The sequence below is a fragment of the Paenibacillus konkukensis genome (genome assembly GCF_023523925.1).
Classification (GTDB): Bacteria; Bacillota; Bacilli; order Paenibacillales; family NBRC-103111; genus Paenibacillus_S; species Paenibacillus_S doosanensis.
The window spans coordinates 2,763,163-2,786,386 of the sequence record NZ_CP027059.1; the positions used below are offsets into that span (position 1 = coordinate 2,763,163).

18 protein-coding genes are annotated in these 23,224 nt (G+C 56.4%); 1 reads left to right on the forward strand and 17 read right to left on the reverse strand.

Annotated features, from left to right (window positions below; translation table 11 throughout):
- Positions 1-59: 59 nt before the first annotated feature.
- The 17 genes from SK3146_RS11765 to SK3146_RS11845 all read right to left on the reverse strand — a co-directional run bounded on the left by SK3146_RS11765 (position 60) and on the right by SK3146_RS11845 (position 21,661).
- Entirely contained in the window at positions 60-2,414 is a 2,355-nt protein-coding gene (locus SK3146_RS11765) for an AraC family transcriptional regulator (protein ID WP_249865259.1), read from the reverse strand.
- Positions 2,415-2,449: 35 nt separating this feature from the next.
- The gene (locus SK3146_RS11770) at positions 2,450-3,775 is read right to left on the reverse strand and encodes a sulfatase-like hydrolase/transferase (protein ID WP_249865260.1); all 1,326 of its coding nucleotides are present in this window, start codon (positions 3,773-3,775) and stop codon (positions 2,450-2,452) included.
- A 71-nt stretch (positions 3,776-3,846) separates the two neighbouring features.
- Entirely contained in the window at positions 3,847-5,367 is a 1,521-nt protein-coding gene (locus tag SK3146_RS11775; RefSeq protein WP_249865261.1) for an extracellular solute-binding protein, read from the reverse strand.
- Positions 5,368-5,425: 58 nt separating this feature from the next.
- Complete coding sequence (locus tag SK3146_RS11780; RefSeq protein ID WP_249865262.1) at positions 5,426-6,304, reverse strand: carbohydrate ABC transporter permease; 879 nt, start codon at positions 6,302-6,304, stop codon at positions 5,426-5,428.
- Between the two features lies 1 nt (position 6,305).
- A complete protein-coding gene (locus SK3146_RS11785) occupies positions 6,306-7,271 on the reverse strand; it encodes an ABC transporter permease (protein ID WP_434006870.1) in 966 nt (321 codons plus the stop codon).
- Between the two features lie 224 nt (positions 7,272-7,495).
- Entirely contained in the window at positions 7,496-8,413 is a 918-nt protein-coding gene (locus SK3146_RS11790; protein WP_249866272.1) for an NAD(P)/FAD-dependent oxidoreductase, read from the reverse strand.
- 23 nt (positions 8,414-8,436) lie between these two features.
- On the reverse strand, positions 8,437-9,324 hold the full coding sequence (locus SK3146_RS11795; protein ID WP_375295508.1) for a class I SAM-dependent methyltransferase: 888 nt from the start codon (positions 9,322-9,324) through the stop codon (positions 8,437-8,439).
- A 107-nt stretch (positions 9,325-9,431) separates the two neighbouring features.
- Complete coding sequence (locus SK3146_RS11800) at positions 9,432-9,839, reverse strand: Rrf2 family transcriptional regulator (RefSeq protein WP_249865264.1); 408 nt, start codon at positions 9,837-9,839, stop codon at positions 9,432-9,434.
- A 123-nt stretch (positions 9,840-9,962) separates the two neighbouring features.
- Positions 9,963-10,793 carry a response regulator gene (locus tag SK3146_RS11805; protein ID WP_249865265.1) on the reverse strand — a complete coding sequence of 277 codons (831 nt, stop codon included), beginning with the start codon at positions 10,791-10,793 and terminating at the stop codon, positions 9,963-9,965.
- A 179-nt stretch (positions 10,794-10,972) separates the two neighbouring features.
- Entirely contained in the window at positions 10,973-12,784 is a 1,812-nt protein-coding gene (locus SK3146_RS11810; protein ID WP_249865266.1) for a cache domain-containing sensor histidine kinase, read from the reverse strand.
- 181 nt (positions 12,785-12,965) lie between these two features.
- Positions 12,966-13,751 carry a carbohydrate ABC transporter permease gene (locus tag SK3146_RS11815; protein WP_249866273.1) on the reverse strand — a complete coding sequence of 262 codons (786 nt, stop codon included), beginning with the start codon at positions 13,749-13,751 and terminating at the stop codon, positions 12,966-12,968.
- 159 nt (positions 13,752-13,910) lie between these two features.
- Positions 13,911-14,780, reverse strand: coding sequence for a carbohydrate ABC transporter permease (locus SK3146_RS11820; RefSeq protein ID WP_249865267.1), 870 nt, complete (start codon positions 14,778-14,780; stop codon positions 13,911-13,913).
- Positions 14,781-14,913: 133 nt separating this feature from the next.
- Positions 14,914-16,248: an ABC transporter substrate-binding protein gene (locus SK3146_RS11825; RefSeq protein WP_249865268.1), complete on the reverse strand. Its 1,335-nt coding sequence runs from the start codon at positions 16,246-16,248 to the stop codon at positions 14,914-14,916.
- Positions 16,249-16,501: 253 nt separating this feature from the next.
- A complete protein-coding gene (locus SK3146_RS11830; protein ID WP_249865269.1) occupies positions 16,502-17,800 on the reverse strand; it encodes an NCS2 family permease in 1,299 nt (432 codons plus the stop codon).
- 60 nt (positions 17,801-17,860) lie between these two features.
- Positions 17,861-19,369 (reverse strand): bifunctional metallophosphatase/5'-nucleotidase, encoded by a 1,509-nt coding sequence (locus tag SK3146_RS11835; RefSeq protein WP_249865270.1) that lies wholly within the window; start codon positions 19,367-19,369, stop codon positions 17,861-17,863.
- Positions 19,366-20,838 (reverse strand): sulfatase family protein, encoded by a 1,473-nt coding sequence (locus tag SK3146_RS11840; protein WP_249865271.1) that lies wholly within the window; start codon positions 20,836-20,838, stop codon positions 19,366-19,368. Before SK3146_RS11840 ends, SK3146_RS11835 begins: the two co-directional genes overlap by 4 nt.
- 1 nt (position 20,839) lies before the next feature.
- On the reverse strand, positions 20,840-21,661 hold the full coding sequence (locus SK3146_RS11845; RefSeq protein WP_249866274.1) for a purine-nucleoside phosphorylase: 822 nt from the start codon (positions 21,659-21,661) through the stop codon (positions 20,840-20,842).
- Between the two features lie 318 nt (positions 21,662-21,979).
- Between SK3146_RS11845 and SK3146_RS11850 the strand changes: the two genes are divergently transcribed.
- The gene (locus SK3146_RS11850) at positions 21,980-23,197 is read left to right on the forward strand and encodes an ROK family transcriptional regulator (RefSeq protein WP_249865272.1); all 1,218 of its coding nucleotides are present in this window, start codon (positions 21,980-21,982) and stop codon (positions 23,195-23,197) included.
- Positions 23,198-23,224: the final 27 nt, after the last annotated feature.

A 23,224-nucleotide genomic window follows, 5' to 3' on the forward strand; every position in this document is an offset into this window, starting at 1 on the left:
AAAATGCTCTTAACGTTCAGCCGCTTTATCCGCCAAACCCAACCGGGCCGGAAGCGGCGCTACAGTTTGACCGCTTCCCGGTAGCGGCTCGGCGTAACTCCTTCGATCTTTTTGAAAATGCGGTTAAAATACGTCGGCTGGTAGCCTACGCGCTCGGCGATCTCGTTGATCTTCAAATCCGTTTCCGCCAGCAGACGCTTCGATTGATCCATCCGGATTCGGGTCAAGCAATCGATAAAGTTGCTCCCGGTCGCCTGCCTGAATATGCGGCTGAGCGTCACCGGATTGACGCCGTAGGCATCCGCGTACGACTCCAGCGATACCTCGCTATGATACGAAGTGCGGAGCGATTCGACCATGCTTTCGACGATCCGCCTGTGCTTCGCCTCATGCGTCTCGGCCGTTTGCCGGACCTCCTCCACATAAGGACCGACGACCTTGTGCCGGAACCAGCCGACCGCTTCCTCGGGATCGGTTATCCGGCTCAGCTCCGCATACGGATCGAAGGATGCCGCGTGCGGGTACGGATCGAAACCGGCCTTCAGAAAGTGGAACTGCATATTGCCGAACAGCTGAAGCAGACCTTGCGAGAATAACCGCTGCGTGCTCCTATGCCGGTGGAGCTCGCGGCAGAATCGTTCAGCCGCCTCCATCGCTTCGTCCAGCTGCCCGTCCCGGATCGCCTGATGCAGCTCCGTCTCAGCCACAAACGGATAATGGACCGGCGCGTGCTCTTCGCGGCTGTGCTCCTCGGCGTCCAATATTTGATTCCCTTCGATCAGCTTGCGGTTGCGAATTTCCTGTCTCGCCTCGTCCAGAACGACGGGAATCCGCGTTGCAGCGGGAGTGATCCGGCCGAGGCAAACCGTGACCTCCATGCGGATCGTCGAGCTGATCGCTTGGGTCAGCTGCTCGGCGAATTCATACAGCTCCAGCTTCGCCTGCCGGCTTGACACCCGCGCCGGATAACGGACGAGAAGACCTGCGGACATATCTTGAAAGTTAATCACTTCCGCATGATCGAATTTCGATTGGGCCAGCTCTTCCGTAATATTGGAAGCGGCATAGGACAGATGCTGAATATCGCGCTCCTTGTAATGGGCCGATGACCGCTTGGTCATGCCGTGAAGCTGAATGACGACGACGGCAAAGCTGTCGTCCCCCGGCTCCCAGCCCAGCTCCTCCATCCGGCTTCGCACCTCCGTCTCCGTCCAGGTGTAGAAGTGCCCCTGCACCAGCTGCAGCAGGAAGCCTACGCGCAAGCTCGGCAGCTGTCTGGCCGACAGCTCCCGCAAGCTTTGGCTTTCCAGGCTCAGCTGCCTCCATTCCCGCTCGATGAACGCGACCTCGTTATGCTCGCCGTCCGCGTCGGCCGGCCTTCGGTTGACCCGGATCAGCCCGGTCAAATACCGAATCGGCTCGTACAGCTTGCGCGAGGCGAAGATGGAGATCACGATTCCCGCGAGCAGCCCCGCCAGGCTGACGGCATAGAGCAGCCTGGAGGTAAGCAGAACCGGCGCGGTCATCTTGGATAAGGATACTGCGGATACATAGATCCAGCCGCTGCCGAGCCGGTTCAAGGTGCTGTAGGAGACGGAGTAGCTCTCCTTCCCGTTTGCCGCCGCATAGACGAAGGTGCCGCTGCGCCGGCCCTGGGACAGCACCGCCCGCTTCAGCTCCTCCTCCCTGGCGGAAGGCTGTCCGGAGCCGGCCTCGGCGATCCATACGCCGTCTGCCGCAACCATAAAGGAACTGGCCTCTCCCCCCGCAGTCGGTTCGCTCAGCAATTGCGCCAAGGCGCCCTTGTTCAAATAAATCGCAAGCGCGGCAAAGGGCTGACCGATATCGGCCGGAAGCCGGTAAATCAAGGCCGGCGCCTCCTTGTCCATCTGCTGCAGCAAACCAAGCGACGGGAGCCAGTACGTCGTGTATGGCCCGGCCAGCAAGGAATGGAAGCGCTCTCTATCCAGCGCGCCGAGCGCCGTCACGCCGCCGTCCTCGGAATAGACGGTTCCCGGCCGATCCATATACAAATAAGCCTCCTGAATCAGCGGATTGGAGCCCTTCAGCAGCACCAGCGAGTGAAAAATCTCCCTGATATGCTCGTAGTCGTAATCGGTTTGCAGGTTTAACAGCTTCAGGCCGAATACCGGATTAAACGCCCATTGAGTCGCATTTTTCTCCAGATGCGTCAGCAGCTCGTCCGCTCGAACGACTGCCTGGCTCACCTGCAGCTCCCTCGTGGCGGCGACGGATTTCTCCAGCTGTCCGATGCCGATCCGGTTAACGCAAATGCCGACCAATAAGGTCGGCAAACAAGTAATCGCGAGCACGATAAGCAAGCTCTTGCGGTAAGTTCGGCGCTGTACCCATGAGATAGCCGGCATGTGAAAGGGAAGCTTCCATCCGTTCATCGGTCATCGTACCGCCTTTCTCCTTCGTCTCGGCGCTAAAAGCGCAGCTCCTTCGCGCGCTCGCGGAACTGTGCGACGGCTTCCGCATACTGCGGGTCGGCCATGTAATTGACCGTCTCTTCCTTGTTGCGCGCCAGATCGAACAGCACTTCCGAGCCGTCCGTATCGTAATACTGGTATTTCAGATGATCGCGTTTAATCATCAGATTGGTTCCCCCGAATTGGGACACCGTCTCGTTATCCCATCCGGCGGAATCTCCTGCCATCAGCGGCTCAAGGCTGCGGCTATCCAGCCCGTCCGGAGCGGGAATGCCGCACAGATCGCAGATCGTCGCGAACAGATCGCATAGATTCACATTTTCCTCCAAGGTTCTGCCGCCTTGAAACCCGGCCGGATATCGGATGATCAGAGGCACTCTGGCGCTCGCTTCGAAAAACTTCTGTTTCTCCCAGACGCCGTGCTCGCCCAGCATCTCCCCGTGGTCGGACGTATAAATGATGATCCAATCGTCCAGATTTTGTCCGACATGCTCCAGCGCCGCCATCACTTGTCCGAAATAACCGTCGATCGTCTCGATCATTCCGTAGTAAGCCGCCGTCGCCCGGCGAATGTCCCGCTCGGATGCGTCGACTCCGGCATGTACGCGGAATTTGCTGAGGAACGGATGGTCGAACAACGGTTCATTGAAATTCGGCGACACCCTGTTCAAGTAATAAGTGAACTTCTCCTCGCTCGTAAAGTAAGGATAATGCGGCTGCAGGAAGCTGACCTTCAACAGAAGCGGCTGAATCTGCTCGCGGTCGTAATACGTGCTGTTGAAATAATCGTCGATGAATTGCAGCGCTCCCTCCAGCGCATATTCATCGTGGGAGATACACTGTCCGCGGCCGACCCCGGCCCGGCTCACTTCTTTGGGCTGCGGCCATTTCTGGGACGGGACGCGGTACTTCGCATATTCATCCTCCTGCTTGCCTTCGATATAGCCCGGTTCCGTCTGCATATCGCCGCAGATCCGCCGCGTCCAGCCCATCATCTGGTCGCTCCCCGTATGATGAAGCTTGCCGCTGACGACGGTCTGGTAGCCGTACTGCGACAATCGTCTGGCAAAGGTCATATGCCCGGGCGGCAAATCCTGCCCGAACGTTTCGCATCCTGTCGTTCGCGGGAACTGTCCCGCCATCATGCTCTGTCTGCTTGGAATGCAGATCGGAGAAGGCGTATATGCATTGCGGAACACCGCGCCGGTCGATGCGAGCCGGTCCAGATGAGGCGTGCGTATAACCGGATTGCCTTCATACCCCGTCACGTCCGCCCGATGCTGGTCGCTCATCAAAAACAATATGTTCGGCTTCTTCTTCATCTCGCCAACCACTCCTTTTTTTCCATTTTTATCCACACAAACCGCAAACGAGACAAAACCGGCGGAGCAGCCTACTTTCCTTTTCGCTTCGCATACTCCGCGTTAATCTCCTCGTCTATTTTCCGATACTGTGCATCGGCCTTCAGCTTCGCTACGAACTCGTCCCATGCCGCAATCGGCTCCCGCCCGAGAATAATTTTCACTTTCAAATCCTGAATCTTTTTATCGTAATCTTTGCCTATTTTCAAATAAGTTTCCGAATTCAGCCCTACGGCAGGGTCGGCTACGCTGTATTTGGCCCGCTCGTCGATAATTTGCTTGTTTCTGTTCAAGAAATCGGCCGGAATGCCGGTCTGATACGCCCTTTCATAGCGGTCCAGATTGGCGAACAAATGCAGGAATACCCCGACATTATCTTTGGCAGCCTGCTCCGTAGGCGCGATGACGCCGTCCTTCACGGTATAATGAACGTCCTTCAAGCCGAAGCTCGCCAGCATCCATCCCTCCTCCGTCGCTCCGTAATCCATGAACTGCAGCAGCTTTTTCATTTTCGCTTCGGGCACCGTCGTCGGAATCACATACATCCCGTACACTCCGGAGTCCTTGGGAACGAATTTGCCGTTCGGCCCTTCCAGGTAAGTGAGCGGCAGCAGATCCGCCTGCGGGTTCGTCTTCCGCATCTGCCCGGTCAGCAGCCATGACGGCTTGATCGCATCGGCAAATATGCCGGCCTTGCTCGTCGTGATCAGGTCGCGCACCTGCGTCGTCTTGAGCGTCGGGAAGTCGGGGGCGATGATACCGTCCTGATACGCCTTCGTCAGCCATACCAGCGCCTCGCGCGTACCCGGCTCATATACTGTATTCAACAATTTGCCGTCCTTTTCCTTCCACCGCCCGTTCGTTCCGTTGAACACGTTCTCTACCCAGCCGAAAGAGCCCATCCCGTCGGAGCTCACCAGTCCGGAGAAGCCGATCGTATCGTTCTTGCCGTTGCCGTCCGGATCTTTCTCCTTGAACGCCTTCATCGTCTCGTACATCTGATCCATATCGGCAGGCACCGGCAAGCCGAGCTTGTCGAGCCAATCTTTGCGGATGAGCGGGAAGGAGCCGGAGCCTTCGAGCGGCCTGACCCGCGGAATGCCGTAGCTGCGGCCGTTGATGCTCGAATTTTGCCAGGACAGAGCCGGAAGCTCGCTTAAATGCTTGTAATCCTTAATATAAGGCGTAAGATCCCAGAACGCCCCTTGGGCAGCCATCGTTTGGACTTGCGGATGGTAAGGGTCGAGCACGAGCATCAGCTCCGGAATGTCTCCCGACGCCAGCGTCACATTCATTTTATCGTCGTAATTGTTGCCCGACACCCAGGAGATGTTCAGCTTCGTATTCGTATTTTTCTCGATTTCCTTCTTCGTCACATCGTCTTCCCCCGGAGGCTCCGGCGTGAAGAACACGGTCATGACACTGATCTGCGTCGGACCGGCGTCCTTGCCGGCGTCCGCTCCATTCTGCTCCGCGCCTCCCGAACAACCAGAGAGCAGCGCCGCCGCTCCTACGACGGATGTCAGCGCCAACGTCCATGCTTGCTTTCTCATCTGTATTCAGCCCCTTTAGTTTAATATGAACCCGTGCCTTGGCAGCGCCGACCGGCAGTCATTCCTTAACCGACCCGACCATCGCTCCTTTGGCGAAATGCTTTTGCAAAAACGGATATACGAGCAAAATCGGAATCGTCGCGACGACGACGGCGGCCATCTTCAGCGTCTCCGGCGGAATCGGCTGGTCGCTGGTCAGCTCCAGCGCGGCCGAGCCTCCGGAAGCGGTCGACGCGTCGATCAGCATATTTTGCAGCAGCACCTGCAGCGGCCAGATGTTGTGATTGTTGATGTACAAGATGGCCTGAAAAAACGTATTCCAATAGCCGACGGCGAAAAACAGCCCGAAGGCGGCCATCGCCGGAAGCGATAGCGGCAGAACGATGCGGACCCATGCCTGAATATCGTTGCAGCCGTCCATCGTAGCGGCTTCCTCCAGACTGTCCGGTATGCTGTCGTAGAAGCCTTTCATAAGCAGCACGTACCAGCCGCTGCTCAGCACGGGAATGATAAGCGACCATACGCTGTTGATCAGCCCCAGTTCCCTGACGAGCAAATAATTCGGGATGATGCCCGGCTGAAACAAGGTCGTTATAAGGACCATCAGCATCAGCATTTTGCGTCCTTCCATCCGTTTGCGCGACAGCGTATAGGAGAGCGCCGAAGTAACCGCCAGCGAGAGCAAAGTGCCCGCCGTTGCGAGAAATCCGCTGATTCCGATCGCATTAATAAATGATTTGGTCGATAAAATATACCGGTAAGAGATAAGGCTCCACGATTCCGGGAACAACACGAAGCCTCTGCTGAAATATTCGTCCGGGTTCGTAAATGAAACGATAAACACGTAGTACAAAGGAAATACGCTGATCAGCCCTACCATTGACAGGATCAGCACATTGACTGCCGTAAACCACCGGTCCGCCGCTTGCCCCCGCATATCAGTACACTCCTTCCTCGCCCATTTTTTTGGCCGCTTTGTTCGCCGCCACGACCAGAATCAAGCCCACCAGCGATTTGAACAGCCCGATCGCCGTGCTGTAGCTGAATTGCCCCTGCTTGATGCCGACGCGGTATACGTAGGTTTCGAACACGTCGGCCACATCGGAGACGGCGCCGTTCATCATCAGGAACACTTGCTCGAACCCGACGTCCATCATATGGCCGATTCGCAGGATAAGCAAAATGACGACGACGTTGCGGATGCAGGGCAGCGTAATATGCCATATTTGCCTGAGCCTGCCCGCCCCGTCCATTTTCGCCGCTTCATACAGCTGCGGATCGATGCCGGCAATGGCCGCCAGGAAAATAATCGTCCCCCAGCCCGCATCCTTCCAGATCGTCTGGGCCGTCAGCAGCAGCCAGAAGTAACGGGGATTGGTCAAAAAGTCGATCTGGCTCCAGCCTGCGCTCTGCAGCATCTTGTTAATTACGCCTTCGCTATGCGACAGCATTAAGAAAGTAATTCCGACAATGATCACCCACGAAAAGAAGTGCGGCAGGTAGACGATCATCTGCACCGTCTTCTTGAATACTTGCTGCTTTAGCTCGTTCAGCAGAACGGATAACAAAATCGGCAGCGGAAAGAACAGCACAAGGTTCATCACATTAATGCCAAGCGTATTGCGGAACAGCTTCAGAAAATCCGGATTGGCGAAAAACCGCGCAAAATGCTCGAAGCCGACCCACGGGCTGTGCAGCAAGCCTTGGTAAGGGGAGTAATTTTGAAACGAAATCAGAACGCCCCACATCGGCACATATTTAAAAATAAGAAAAAACAAAATGCCCGGCAACGCAAGCAAGTACAAATACCGGTTGCGCCTCCACATTTTTATCCATCGCTTCTCCTTAGGCCTCTCCGCGAGCCGGTCGGCACTGCGGACCCCGCTGGCGCGTATTGGTGTCATCGCTATCCCTCGTTTCCTCCGTAATGTCCCCCCATCATAGCGATGTAAGCGATTACCGGCAATAACACTTTTTTTTGCCGTCCTCCGCGCGCGGTAACACATTTTTAACGCGTTGCACTTTTTTTCGCGAACGCAAAAAAACCGCTCCTCTACAGAAGAAAGCGAGTATTGCCCGCCGTATCTGCAACAAGGAACGGTTTCTTTATGTTGTAGCTTCGCGCTTCTTAGCCGTTGCTTCTCCAAGCTTCCAAGTTCATTTCATTGTTCATGGCTGCCGCGGCGAATGCGCCCATAGAAGCGGCAGCAATAACCTGATGGCGCTGCGAGGCCGCATCCCCCGCGCTGTAGACGCCGGGAATGTTCGTTTTGCCGAACTCGTCGGTAACGACGATTCCCGCTTCCGTCACTTCGCATCCGATAGCCTGCGGCAAATCCGATCCCGGAACCAGCAGCGGTTTGAAAAAGATCCCTCGGCACGGAATCGCCGTTCCGTCCTCAAGAACGACTTGGCGCACGATGCCTTCATTCGAATCAACCGAGCGGATCGGCGCATCGAATAACGGGATTTGCCGGCGGCGCAGCTCCTCGCGCTCCGCGTCGGACAGCCCGTCCGGCCCGTTCGTGCAAACGACAAATCGCTTGGTCCAGCCGGATATAAGGGGAGCGAAGTGCATGAGATCAGCCCCCTGGTGAATAATAACAAGCGGTTCGTCTCTTAATTCCCAGCCGTCGCAATACGGGCAGACGAAGGCGCTTTTCCCGTATACCTCCGCCAGCCCCGGTATCGCCAGCGGCCGGTCCTTCATGCCGAAGGCAAACAGCAGCTTGCGGCTCGCAAAGGTTTGTCCATTCGCCGTCGCTATGCGGAAGCTCCCGTCCGTCCCGGCAACCGATACGGCTATGTCTTTGACGAACGAAACGGACGGATACGCTCCGATCTGTTCCTTCGCGATCCGCCGAAATTCGTCCGGTTGAATCCCGTCGCGGGTCAGAAACCCGTGGGATTCCCGCGTGACCGCATTGCGCGGGCGGCCTTCGTCGATGACCGCCACCTTTTTCCTTGCCCGTCCCAGCATAAGCGCGGCATTAAGCCCCGCCGGGCCTCCGCCGATAATGACTGCATCGAGAAGCTGATCTTTCATCATTTCTGCACCTCCGTAGTATATTAACCTAGCATATGCTGATGCTTCAAGCGAACCAGCACCTTGCCGAAACGGCCTCCCTGCCGGATTTCCACCTTGCCGTGCGGGTAATTGCTTGCCAAGTAATCGGCGACGATGGTCCGGTTCCGCTCGTCCGTCGGCACCTTCCACATATTCAGCCAGTTGATGGCGTCCTCGAGCGCCGTTTCAACGGAAACCTCCGTCGTTTTCATTTCCCTTGTGACCAGCGTCTCGAAGGAATATCCTTTAAGCAGCAATAAATTCAGCAAATAGGACATCTCCAAATGCTCGGCCCTGCGGGGCTTGTCTGCGAGCAGCGGCCAGACGGCATCGACCAGGCTGTGCTCTCTGGAGCCTACCGAAAGACTGATATAGCAATAATCCCGAGCGCAGCTCAGCACCTTCTCCACGCTCTCCCAATCGACAATGACCGGACACATCGAGACAAACACGAAATCGAAAGCTTTTTCCCATCCTTTGGCTTGAATATCAATATCCTCAAACCGCTCGGCGGCAATTTCCACTTTCCCCGGGGCGATCCCCGCGGCCGCGGTGTTTTCCTTCAGCAAGTCCACCAACGGGGGAGAAGACTCCACGGCGGTGACGCTGGCGCCTCTTAAGGCGAACGGCACGGTAAATCCGCCCGACGCCGCTCCGATATCCAATATCGAGGCGTCTGCAAAGGTTACGCCCCGTCCTTCCAGCCAGTTCATAATCCGCTTCGCTCTTCGTCTGCCCTCTTCGTTAAACGCTTGCTCGTTGAACGCCTTGGCCTTGTTGTCAAACGAGCGCGCCGGATCGATGCCGGCCTGTTTCATCTTGTTCACTGCCGTATGCGCATCTTCCTTCCAAGCCGTTTCCCAGACGTTCTCATCCCATAGTTCCTTGATCACGCTGCATGCCTCCTCGTTTTTGGTGAAATACATTCATTGCAAGCAATTACGAAGATATTAAAGACTCTTTATATCTATAATAAAACCAAAAATAGAGCCGCCCTTCACGAAAGAGGAAGATGCGGTAAGTTTTTGGCGAGCTCCGCCATATTTTGCTTTCGCAAGTAGGCTTCCATCTCCTCTTCCGCGGCTACCATCACCTTCCGGATCAAACAATCCGGCCCGTGATTGAAATCGCAGTCGAATAAGGAAGCGGTCCCTTCAATGGCATGAATAATATCGAGGAACGAAATGTCTCCCCAGTTCCGTCTTAACCTGTATCCGCCGTTGGCGCCGGATGCGGATTCAACCATCCCCGCCTTGGCCAGCTTGGTAAGTATTTTCGATAAATACGTAGGCGAAACCTGCTGCCGCTCGGCCAGCTGCTGAACGCCGATATGTTTATCCGGGGCGGCTGCCGCAAGGAAGAGCATCGTGTGAAGAGCATAATTCGTCGCTTTGGAAAACTTCATTGCGCAGTGTCCACCTCGATTACAGACTTTATTTATCTACAATAACCTTTATTCAGACAGTTGTCAACAACCCGGCAGGATTAAAATAAAAAAGCCGCCGAAACCGTCGGCAGCCGTGCCTCGTCAGCCCCGGCCGGATAAAAATCGGGCACGGTAGGCGCTTGGCGTCAATCCGGTGAACCGTTTGAATATTTTAATGAAATAATTGTCGTTCTCATACCCGACCTGCGCGCCGATCTCCGATACTTGCAAGCTCGTTTGCTCCAGACGCCGCTTCGCTTCGCCGACACGGATTTGATGCAGGTAATGAATGACGTTCGTCCCCGTCTTCTTCTTAAACAGCGCGCTGATATATTTCTCGTCCATCGACACTTCTTGAGCCAGCGTCTTCAGCGAAATCATCCGGTCGTAATTATTCTTCATAAACCGGATCAGCTTGTCGACTTCCTTATGCCCCGTCTCGCCTTCCGGTCGGCTCGGCCCGGACAACGGCGGCGCATCGCGTTCCTGCTCCCGGCTTAGCTCCGCCTCCGATTGCCTTTCCCCGCCGGCGGCAGTCTGCCCGCCCGGCTTCCGCTTCTGCAGCTCCGCCTCCACCTTGACCAGCGCATCTACAAGCGACTGCACGTTCATCGACAGCTTCAGAATGTAATTGGAGGCTCCGAGCTCCATCGCCTGCCGCACGTATTCGAAATCGCCGAGGCAGGAGAGCATAATAAACCGGCTGTCGATCTCGGCCTCGCGCACCTGCTGCAGCAGCTCCACGCCGTTCATCTTCGGCATCAGAATATCGCAGATGACCAGGTCGGGCCGCCGCTGCATGATGAAGGCGAGCGCCTCCTCGCCGTTGCCCGCCTCGCCGATCACATCATAGCCGAGACGATGCCAATCGACGATACGCCTGACGGATTCGCGGACGAACACTTCATCTTCTACCAGCAATACGGTCCACATCGTTATGCCCCCTTCCGCTCCTCGTCTTGGCGTATCCCGATAACACCATACATTCATCTTTCATCGTACCACGGAGGAACCCGCTGCGCATATGAACAAATTCCTGCTCGGGATAGAACAAAATCCTGCATTTTTACGGCATAGCCGGATGCAATAGAACGATTTCCGGCTTCTCGCCGTCATTCGCCGCCAGCCAATGCCGGATCGTCCGGCTGGCTAGTCCGGACCGGAGCTTCATACGGCTTCGACAGCAGCAGCGGCAGCGAGAAGCGGATCAGCGTCCCCTGGGCAAGCGGCACGATGTCCAGCGCCGACCGCCCCTTGAACAGCAGCTCCAGCCTTTCCCTCAGGTTGCTGATGCCGATGCCCGGGCGCGTGCGTCCCGTCTTCTCCCGCGGCTTGATCCCCGCTCCGTTATCCTCCACCTCCAGAATCAGGCTGCCGCCCCGTGCATAGGCCCGGATCGTGATCAGCCCTTCGCCGTCCAGCTCCATCAAGCCGTGCTGAATGCTGTTCTCGACCAGCGGCTGCAGACTCAGCTTCGGAATCAGCGCGTATTCCAGTCCGGGCTCGGTTTCGTAGCGCATCTCGAACAACTGCTTGTAACGGAAGCTTTGAATATGGACGTAAGACTTCACAAGCTGCAGCTCGTCCTGCACATGAATGAGCTCCAGCTCCGAATTGAGTCCCGCTTCCAGCAGCTTGCCCAGACTGACGCAAATGTCGGCGATATCCGTCTGCTGCTCCACCAAAGCGAGCCATTTGACCGTATTGAGCGTATTCAGCAAAAAATGCGGATTCGTCTGCGACAGCAGCACCTGGAAGCGAACCGCCTCCTTCTTCCGCTCCTCCACCTTCAGACGCTGAACCAGCTCCTCCATATCCTCCATCATCCGGTTGAATGCCCGCGTCAGCTCCAGCACTTCCCCGCGGCGGTTCGCCTCGGGCAGCTTCACCCGAAACCGCCGGTCTACGGCATCGGCCATCCTGCGCTGCAGCTGATGCAGAGGCTTCGTAATCGCGGAGGAAATCAGCAGCGTAATCGTGATGAAGGCGAGCGTCAGCGATACCGAGACGGTGAAAAACGACTGCTTCAGCTTATCGACCTCGGCGTAAATGACGTTCAGCGGAACCTGCTTGACGATCACCTTGTCCAGCCGCGGCAGCTTCGAATAAATATGAAGATAGCTGCCTGAGACATAGTAGCCCTGCTCCTTCAAATCCGGCAAATCCCGGAGCACGTCCGTCTGAAGCCTTCTGCCCGTCTTGTTGTCGGCCAGCACCGTCCCGCCTTGATCCAGCAGCAAATACGTCTCCTGCGAAAATTCGGTCGCAATGCGGAACCATTCGTAGATATCGACGCTAACGCGCAGGGCGGCAAACGGCGTATTGCTGGCGCTCTTCAGCGCCGCGGCATAGGAGAGCAGCTGCGGGCTGCGCGATACGTCGCGGCTCGTGTAGTTGTCCTCCCAGCTCCATTCATATACGGCGGGCTGTCTCATCGCCTTGGCATACCAGGCTTCTTTGACCGTCCGCTCATAAGACAAGCTCTCGTACGGCTGATACGAAGCATAGACATGGCCCGCAAAATCGGCGATCGTATAATAGGCGGGAGAGAGACTGATGAACAAGCTGTTCATAATCGATTTGAACTTCGTGTCGATCAAATAGACCCGCTGCAGGCTGTCGTATTGCCCGGGATTTTGCAGCACGGCCGCGACTGCAGCGTCCTGCTCCAGCAATATGACCGTTTTGTACACCACATTCAAATAATCTTCGAGCGACTTGTTCATCGCAATCATCTGATCCAGATTTTGATCCGCCGTCTGCTTCCGCAGCGCGCCCTCCACCCGGTTGAAGTTGTACAGATTCAGCCCGGCGTGAGGAATGAGAATCAACAGCACAAAGGCCAAAAACAAGCGGTTTTTGAGCGTTTTGGGCGCCCAGTCGGGCAGCTTGAGCCATGCTTGTCTACGGGGTGGCAGCCGCATCGGGCGTCTTGCCTCCTTTGATTGGATTTGCCGATTCTTAGATCGATACCTTCAGCTTAATATATCGGGGCATCAAGCGTCCACCGGGAAATGTCCCGGCGGCAGACGAATGTCTCAAGCAGGGGGTCATTAAAACAAGCCTTCCTTAATGGAAGGCTGTAGACGAATTCGGCTTACGCCTCTATCCCTTGACCGCCGTGCCGGACAAGCCCTGAATAATGAAGCGCTGGCCGATCAAAAACAACGCGAGCATCGGCAGTATCCCGGCTGACGCCGCCGCCATCATCCCGTTGTAATCGACGTTGAATTCCATAATAAAATTTTGCAGCCCGAGCGGCACCGTATACAGCTCGCGGCTGATCAGAAAGACAAGCGCATTCTCGAAATCGTTCCAATGCCACGAGAAATCGATCACGGCGAGCGTCGCCAGCGCAGGCTTGGCCAGCGGCAGCATCATCTGCGTAAAAATCCGCATATGGCCCGCCCCGTCGATAAACGCCGATTCGGAAATTTCCTTCGGTATCGTAATGAAAAACTGCCGCATCATAAAGACGCCGAAAATCGTAATCATCCCGGGCAAAATAAGAGCCCAATGCGTATTGAAGATGCCCATCCATTTGAACATAATAAATTTCGGCACGAACAGCACCTGCGGCGGGATCATCATCATCGCGATATAGATCAGAAACAGCGTGTCCCGGCCTTTAAACTCGACCTTAGTGAAGCCGTACGCGGCCAATGCCGACAGAAACGTCGCTCCCGCCGTGCTGAGCAGCGAAACCTTGAGCGAATTCAGATAATACGGTACGAAGCTGGCCGTTCCGGTCCATATTTTCAGATGATGCTCCCACACGAAGTGCGCGGGAATCCATTGAATCGGATAAGCGAATACTTCTCCCGGCGTCTTAAACGAAGTGGAGATCATCCAGACGAACGGCAGCACCATCGCGACGGCGAACAACAGCATAATCGCCGTAACGGCGCCCTTTCGCAGCCTGCGGATCGTTTCTTTGCGAATCGCCGCGGCTTGCGGCGGGCGGCTCGAAGCGGCGTAATCGACGTTCGATTGCATGACGGCAATCGCCTCCTTGAACAGTTATGAATAATGCTTCGAATCGCACGGACGTCAATAATGGACCCATTTTTTTTGCCCGATCCACTGGATGGCCGTAATGACGAGGATGACCGCGAACAAGGCCCACGATATCGTGGCCGCATAGCCCATCTCGTAATAGCGGAAAGCGGTCTTGTATACATACAGCGACATAATGAGCGAGCTGCTGCCGGGTCCGCCCTGCGTCAGCGCTTCGATCATACCGAACGTTTTGATCGTCATGATCAGCCCGGTCACGACCAGCATGAACGTCGTAGGGCTGACCAGCGGAAGCATGATCCGCAGGACGGTCTGCGGCGCGGTGGCCCCGTCGATTTTGGCCGCCTCCAGCAGCTCCGGCGAAATTTCCTGCAGCGCGGCCAAATAGATGATCATATTGTAGCCGAGCATAAACCAGATCCAGATGATGTCGACGGCGGCCATCACGGTGTCGGGAGACGTCAGCCACCCCGGGGGATTGCTTAAGCCAAGGCTTGTCAGCAGGCCGTTAATCGGCCCCTGCTTCGGCTGAAACAGCAGCATCCAGACGAAGGCGACCGCGACCCCGCTCGTAATGTAGGGCATAAAGTAGAAGGCCCGCAGCAGCGTCTTCCAATACACCGACCGGTTCAAAACGACCGCGACGAGGAAGGCCAGCGCCACCGACACCGGGACGCTCGCCAAAAACAGCAAGGTGTTTTTCAAAGAGACGTAGAACAATTCGTCATGAAACAGACGCTGTATATTATCCAGGCCGATAAAATGAAACACCGGGCTCGTAAATTTCCAATCCGTGAACATCAGCACCGCCGAGAATAGCGCAGGGATGATGAAAAACAACAGCACCCCGAGCAGATTCGGCAAGATGAAAGCATACCCGATCCACAGCTGCCTTTTGCGCATCACAATCCGCTCCCTATAGGCCAGTCGGCGAAGAGAAGCGGCCGCTGCCCGCGGGCTTCGGGACCGCCGGGCCGGATCGACCCGGAAACCGAAGCTCTTCGGGCGTGCCGGCCGCTCTTCCCCGCCTCCCGTTTTATTTTTTATTTTGCTTCAAATAGTCGTTATGCCGGCGGGCGATAGCCTCCAGCGTCGCCTTGACATCCTTCTTGCCCGTGAAGAAATTCTCGTACTCCTCCTGGCGCAGGTCCATCACCTGCTTCGGCAGGGAACGGGTATACTTCGCCGAATCGTTGAACAGCACTTTCTTCAGCGATTCTTGATCATAGGTCGCGGCGTTGTCCCCAAGCAGCAGCTTCAGCGTTTCATCCGCGTTCACCGATTTGGAGGCCGGGAATCTTCCGCCGGGCACCATCGGCAGCATGCCGCCGTCCGCGTACCACGTCAGGAATTTCCAAGCGGCCTCCTTGTTCTTCGATTTGGCGTTGATCGAGATGGCGTCGCCGGTTCCTCCGCGCGTAACGAAGTCCTCGGCCTTGTCGGTCAGCCGCGGCACCGGGGCGAAGGCGATCTTGAACGATCGCGGGTTATCCTTCATATTGTTCGCGCTGCGGAAAATCCACGTTCCTGCGTTCAGCATCGCCGCTTCGCCTTTGAGAAACACGGTTTCCACCGGCATCTTGGAGGTAACCTGCTCGGCGTAAGGCACCGTCGTCCGGCCGTCCTGCATCATCGCTTTGAGCGTTTCCAGCCATTGGCCGTACAGCGGATGATCCATATTGGAGCTGCCGTCCGGCTTCGTGTAGCCGTATTTGGTCGAGACGGAATCGAGCGGGTCCGGGAACGGCTCCAGATGCTGAACCAATCCGTAGCGGCTGTCGCTCTTCAGCTTTTCGGCGTACATTTTCATATCCTGCCATGTCCAGGCATCGGGAACCTTCAATCCGGCCTGATCGAGCAAATCCTTGTTAAACCATACGAAAAACTGGCTTTTGCTCGTCGGCATCCCGTAATATTTGCCGTTCGTCTTCCATTCCGCCGCTCCGGCGATTTTCTCGTCGATGTTGTAGTCCTTGAAGGTGCCCAAATCGACGGCGAATCCGGCGTCCACCCGGCGCTGCAGCAGCGTCTGCGAGTAGCTGACGAACAGATCGACGCCCTGATCCGTGGTCAGCGCCGTGTCCAGCTTCATATTGCCCGCGTCGTCATTGACGAAGCGCTCATATTTGACCTGAATGTCCGGGTGCTGGGCGTTCCAGGCGTCGACGACCTCCTGCGGACCGGACTCGGCGGGAACGCCGCCCCACATCGTCAGCGTTATTTTCTCATTCGGTTTGCTCTGAGCCGCTTCGCCCCCGCTTGAAGGAGCGGCCGTCCCTTCCGTCGTAGCCGTTCCCGTCGAACAGCCGGATATCGCCGCGCATACGGCCGCCGCCGCCAATAACGTCATCGTTTTTTTGTTTATTGTCATCGCTAACCCCTCCGTTATCTCCATCGCTTCCTGCCTGCTACTCCAATATATCACCCCGCCGGAGAGCAGGTAAGGAACGATTTCCACCGATGCGTATAACGATCTCGTGAACTTGGCGGCGCTGACGATAGAACGATTTCGTCTTTTTATCCGTATACGCCAAAAAAGACAGGCCGGGCCGAAGCCTGCCTGCCGTTTCGGGAAGAAGAAGATCGAGACGCCGCTCCAAGTCCCCCGGCAGCCTCGATCCTGTCTATCCTATCGCATGAAAAATAAAATTGATTAAAAACAATCCTGCAATCAAATACAACGGCAACGAAATGTCCTTCGCTTTGCCCTGCGCCAGCTTCAAGACGACATAGGCCATAAAGCCGAACGCCATGCCGTCGACAATGCTGTATGTCAAGGGAATCAGGGCGATGATGAGAAAAGCGGGAAAGCCTTCGCCGAACTGCGCAAAGTTAATGCGCTGGATGCCGGCGCTCATCAGTCCTCCGACGATCATCAGGATCGGGGCAATCGCGCTGTCCGGAATCAGCTTGATGACTGGAATGCAAAATATCGAGATCAAGAACAACAGACCTGTCGTGATGGCCGTCAGACCTCTGCTTCCCCCGGCCGATATGCCCGCCGCGCTCTCCGCGGTCGAAACCGTAGGACTCGTGCCGAAGATGCCGGCAGTGATGACGGATACCGCGTTGGCCTGCAAGGAACGGGCGAATTTCTGCGGCTCCCCGGCCATGCGCAGGTGGCTGTGAATCATGCCGATATTTTCGAACACAATGACCAGCGCCAGCGTGAAAGCCGCAATCCAGAACGAAGCGGAGGCGATGCTTGCGAACGACAATGCGCCGATAACGTCCAGATAAATCTGCGGCGATACATGACCGCCCGCCGCCTCGCTCAAGCTGACTTGACCGAATCCGATGGCAAGCGCGGTGCCCGCCGCGATCGTGATCAGGAAGCCTCCCGGCACATTGCGGACATGCAGCACTAGCGCAACGAGCAGCGTCGCTAAAGTCAACGCCGTGTGCGGGTCGGCGAAATCGCCGAGCGCTACGAACGTCGTTGCGCTGGAGACGACGATGCCTCCTTTTTGCAGGCCGATAAATGTAAGGAATAATCCGATGCCGACGGTCGTCGCCTCCTTCAGCGAGTCGGGAATCGACTGCGATATCGACTGCGCCAGCGGAGTAAAAGCGACGAGCGCGAACAGCAGCCCCGAGACGCAAACCGCACCCAGCGCTTCCTGCCAGGAAAGCCCCATCGTTTGAACGACCGTATACGTAAACAAGGCGTTGATTCCCATACCGGGAACGAGAATAATCGGCGCGTCGGCCCATAATCCCATCAGCATGCAGCCCGCGAAGGAAGTTAGCGCGGTCGCAATAATCCCCGCTTCCAGCGGGATGCCGGCATCTTCCAGGATAGAGGAATTTACGGCGATAATGTACACAATCGTGAAAAAAGATACGACGCCGGCAAGCAGCTCTTTGCGCACCGGGCTCCGGGATAATCCCGTTTCCGCCGGCCGGCCGGCTTGTTTACTCATTCATGCTGAACCTTCCTTCTGTATAGCCCCTCGCCCACCCTATGCTTTTTATAACATCAATCAGGTTGTCGCTGCAAGCGGCGGGACGACAACGATCCGATCCTCAAGCTGCGGCCGAATCGTTCCCAGCTTGCGGATATGCTCGATCACGAGATCGCGCATGATCATGGAAGTGTCGCGCACCCGCGCTGCGGCCGCGAATGCGGTAAATCCGTCCCCGCCCTTGCACGTGAAATCGTCGGAGGCGACCTTGTAGATACGGTTCTCGTCCAGCGGCAGACCGCCGATCAGCGCCTCGGAGACAAGGCTGCCTGGCTCGGCCGAAGGATCGACGACCATCGTTACCCCCGACTGTTCGAGCACTCCGGCGTTCATCCCCGCGCTCTGCTCCAGCACTTCCCTTAGCTCGCGTCCCGTCATCTCCATGACGAGCACATTATTGTTGAACGGCACGACACTGATGATATGCCCGACCGTAATATCTCCCTGATCTACGTCGGCGCGCAATCCGCCGGGATTGGTGAACGCGACATCCGCCTCTGTGTAGAGCCTAATGGCATCCGTAATGATATTGCCGAGCACCGACTCGCCGAAATAATTGCGCGTCAGCGCTTCCTCGGCATAGCCGATTTTCTGATCGATCAGCTGCTTCAAGCGGTCGTCCCAATATTGCACGCGCGCCTCCACCGCCGGGTCCGGCTCGATCCGGTCGGAGTAAATCGGCTCCAGATGCCCTTCATAGGAGACGATCCTGCGCTGTGACTTATCGACCCGGAGCTTCAAATAGCCGACGAACGTCCCGAGTCCGCGCGTCGAGCAGAGCAGCGTTCCCGTTTCCTTCACCACGTAAGGCTTCGCGATCGATTTGTGGGCGTGGCCCGTAATCATCAGATCGATGCCTTTGACATGGCTGCACATCCGCACATCCTCTTCAAAGTCTTCCTCCACATGCACCTCGCGGTCCGTCGTCGACTGCTCCGCAGGCACCCCTTCGTGAGCGAGCACGATCACCAGATCGACATGCGGCCTCAGCAGATTGACATACTCCTGCAGCAGCGATTCCTGCTCGCGGAAGTCGAGATCCCGGACGAGATCGACTTGTATCGTTTCGTAACCGGCCTTTTTCCCGTGAATGCCGATGACGCCGATCTTCAAACCGCCCTTCTCCAGTATTTCATACGGTTTGGCGAATAAAATATTCGTTCCTTTATAGAAAATGCTGCCCGACAAAAAAGGAAACTGCGCCTGCGCCACCAGCTTGCGCGCATTGGGCACGCCGTGATCGAATTCGTGGTTTCCGATGCACGAGGCATCGATGCCGATCGCGTTGAACAAATCGACGGGGGCTTCTCCGCTGGTCAGGAAGCTGATCGCCGGGCCGGTAATAATGTCTCCGGCATCGAGCACAAGCACGTTCGGCTCGCCGGCCCGAACCTTGTTAATATAGGAAGCCATATAGGCCGCGCCGCCCATCATCGGCTCCCCTTCGATCCAGGTCGCCTTTACAGGCTTATCTTGCGCATGGAAATCATTTGTATACAAAATGGTCAATTCGATTGGCTCCGTCATTCGTCGCTCTCCTCCGTTGTCTGCCTGGCGGCCGAGATAAGCCGCTCCTGATTTTGCCGTTCCTTAAACAGCCGCCCGTTCTGGTTAAACGCGGGCTTGCCCGTTACCCCCGGCCCGGCCAAATTGCTCTGTCCCGTCCCGGTTACGGGCAGCCTGGCGCCGTCGAGAGCCGGGTCCGCGTATTGGAGAAACCAGCGGTCCAGCCGGCTCCGCAGCTCTTGCACCCGCTCCTGATAGTCCGGGTCGTCGTACAGGTTCGTCCGCTCGCGCGGGTCGCGCTCCAGATCGTACAGTTCGAACGGGCCGTACGGATAACGGTGAATATATTTGTACCGCTCCGTGCGGATCATCCGAACGGGGCCGTATTCGTCGTATACGACGACCTCGCGCCGCTCGTCGCCGCCCTGTCCTTCCAGGATCGACAGGAAGCTGCCGCCCGGCAATGCGTCGGCCTGCGGATGGCCGATACCGACATAATCCAGCAGCGTCGGCATCACGTCGTATTGGCTGAGCAGCGCCCCGTGCACCCGTCCTTGCGGAATGCGGCCGGGATGGCTGAAGATCGCGGGAATTTTGACCGAATTGTCGTACATGTTCTGCGGATACGTCCCGTTGCCTTTGCCCCAGATGCCGCCCTGGCCGCAGCTGAAGCCGTTGTCGCTCATGAAGACGATCAGCGTCTGCTCGCGGATGGCGAGCCGCTCCAGCTGATCCAGAATCAAGCCGACGTTATGATCCATCGCCGTCACCGCCGCAAAGTAGCCCTTCAAGTTGTCGCGCGGATTCGTGCGGACATCCGCCGGACTCGTCAGCTCAAGCGACCAGGGATGCTCCGGCTCCTGCGGGCATGAATCGAACGGGCAGTCGTCGTACAGACCGACATACTCCTGCGGATGCTCTCCGATCCACAGATGATGCGGAGCCGTATAGTGCACGCTTAGATAAAACGGCCGCTCCTCCCGCGCCTGTCTGTCGATAAACGCCATCGCGTCTTCGGTAATAAGGTCGGTCAAATAGCCCTGCTCCTTGACGGGCCGGCCGTCGCGAACCATCGTCGGATCGAAATAATGGCCGCCGTCGTAAATGTAGGTGTACCAATGGCTGAAGCCTTTTTGCGCTTCGGTATCGTTGCACAGCCCCCATTTGCCGCTGAGGCCGCAGACGTAGCCCGCTTCGGCCAGCAGCTCGGTGTAAGCCGTATGTCCGTCCAAATATTGCAGGCGCGGATTGTCGTTCTCCCGGATAAAATCGTGAACTCCGTGCTGCGACGGCATTTTCCCCGTCAAAATGGTTGCACGCGCGGGAGCGCATACCGGCGAGCTGCAGAAAAAGTTCTCGAATCGGACGCCCTGCCCGGCGAGCCGGTCCAGGTTCGGGGTTCTGATCTCCGGATTGCCCGCGCAGCCCAGCGCCCAAGGTCCCTGATCGTCCGTTAAAATAAACACGATATTCGGCTGCTTCGCGCTCATGCTACATCTCCCCGATCATGCCGAGCACAAGCCGCAAAAACTTCGGCTTAACCTGCTCCGCAGCCTCCATCACTTCCTCATGCGACAACGGCTGATCCAATATGCCCGCCGCCTTGTTCGTAATGCAGGAGATGCCCAGTACCTCCAGTCCGGCGTGTCCGGCCGCGATCACCTCGGGCACCGTCGACATGCCGACCGCATCGGCTCCCAAGATACGGGCCATGCGGATTTCCGCAGGCGTCTCGAAAGACGGGCCGAGATTGCCCATGTATACGCCTTCACGAAACGCGAAGCCTTGACTTTCGGCAACCCGGTGAGCGAGTCGGATCAGCCGTTTGCTGTAAGCTTCGGACATATCCGGGAACCTCACGCCGAGCTCTTCGTCGTTCGGGCCGATCAGCGGGTTTACGCCCATGTTGTTTATATGATCGGTGATCAGCATCAAGTCTCCGACCTCAAAGCCGGTATTGACCCCGCCCGCGGCATTGGTGACGATCAGCCGCTTCACGCCGAGCGCTTTCATCACGCGAACCGGGAAAGTGACGGCGGACGCGTCATATCCTTCATATAAATGAAAGCGGCCTTTCATCATGACGACAGGCTTGCCGTCAATCATCCCCCCAACAAGCTCTCCGGCATGGCCCTCCACCGTCGAAACCGGAAAATGGGGAATGGCGCGATAAGGAATCACCCGCGCTTCTTGTATTAATTCGGCAATAATACCGAGCCCGGAACCGAGAATCAAACCGATTTCCGGTTGAAGCCCGAGCCTGTTTTCGATAAAAGACGCTGCCTCGCGAATTTGCTGTTTTGCATCCGACATCATGTGCGGCACCTTCCTTATAGTCAATTTAGCTTAGTCGTTCCATGTGTCCATCATAAAGCACAACGGCGATTTTGTAAATATAATAAAATTCAAATTGATAAAAAGTATTTAAAATTACATGTCTTTTCCGCGAATTTATTATGACATTTCCCTGAAACCTAAAGGAGTATAGCGATTTCCTTGCTAGTTTTTATCATTTTTGATTTTAATTATAGATTGCAAGCGGTTTACTATTGGCTCCCGAATCGTGTACAATTGAGAAAAACCTGTATAGATCGTTTACGATACTTTCGCTGCTTACACTGGAGGATGACCATGTTACAAGAATTTGTCGGCCTAATGTCCCCGAAGATGAAAAGCTTGAAGCATCTTTACTATTTGATCAATAAGCTCGGTCCGGTCCGGATCAACACCCTGGTCGAGCAAACCGGATATAAGCACTCTACCTGCTCCCGTCTGGTCGAAGAGCTCGTACAAGCGGGGCTAATCTACGACAGCGGTCTCGGGGAATCGAAGGGCGGGCGCAAGCCTGCGCTGTACGTCATTAAACCGGACTCCTTTTATTTGATCGGGGCGGAAATATCGAGCCTGTTCACGACCGTGCTTCTGCTCGATCTGCAGCTGAACATTATTGCCGAGCACAAGCTGAAAATGAATGAAACATCTACCCCCGAATACACCTTGAACTTTATAAGCGAGCGCATCGACCGGATGCTGGCCGAGCACAGCGTGCCGCGGGAGAGGCTGCTCGGCATCGGTGTCGGAGCGATCGGCCCGATCGACCGGAATGCGGGAACGCTGCTCTCCCATGAGCATATGTTAGCCGGCTGGGAGCGGGTTCATATTGTCGACTTCCTGCAGCGGCGATTTCAGACGACCGTTCTGCTCGATAACGGGATTAATCTGGCCGCGCTCGGCGAATACCGCAGCAAATACTGGAAGCAGGCGGACAGCCTTGTCTACACATCGTCCGGCGTGGCCATTCGCTGCGGCATCATTTTGCAGGGGCAGGTGCTCGGCAGCAAGCTGGATATGGACGATTCGCTCGGGCATATTACGGTGGACGTGCACGGCCGCCGCTGCTCCTGCGGCGCTTACGGCTGTCTGGAAGCGTACAGCAGCTTCCCGTCCGTACGCGAAGAAATCGTGCGCAGAATCAAGCGCGGCAAAGCGTCCGTTCTGCAGCAGATGGTCGGGCAGGCGGACGAGGTGCAGTTCCATCACATCCTGGACGCGCTCGAACAGAACGATCCGCTCTGCTACGACGTCGTAAGAGACGCCGCTTATTACTACGGCATCGGCCTGTCCAACCTGATCCATCTGCTGCGCCCGGAGATGGTTATCGTCGGCGGCGGGCTGGGAGCGAACCTCACCTTTTACGAGATCACGGCGGAAACCGTCCGCAGCCGGCTCCAGCATTACCGCAGCTCCAAAGTGCAAATCGTCAGAGCTTCTACCGGCTATAACGTCGTGGCCGTAGGGGCCGGCTGCATGGTGCTCGATTATTTCATTGAAGAGAAACAAACCGCGTGATCGGCTCACGCGGTTGTTTTTTTGCTT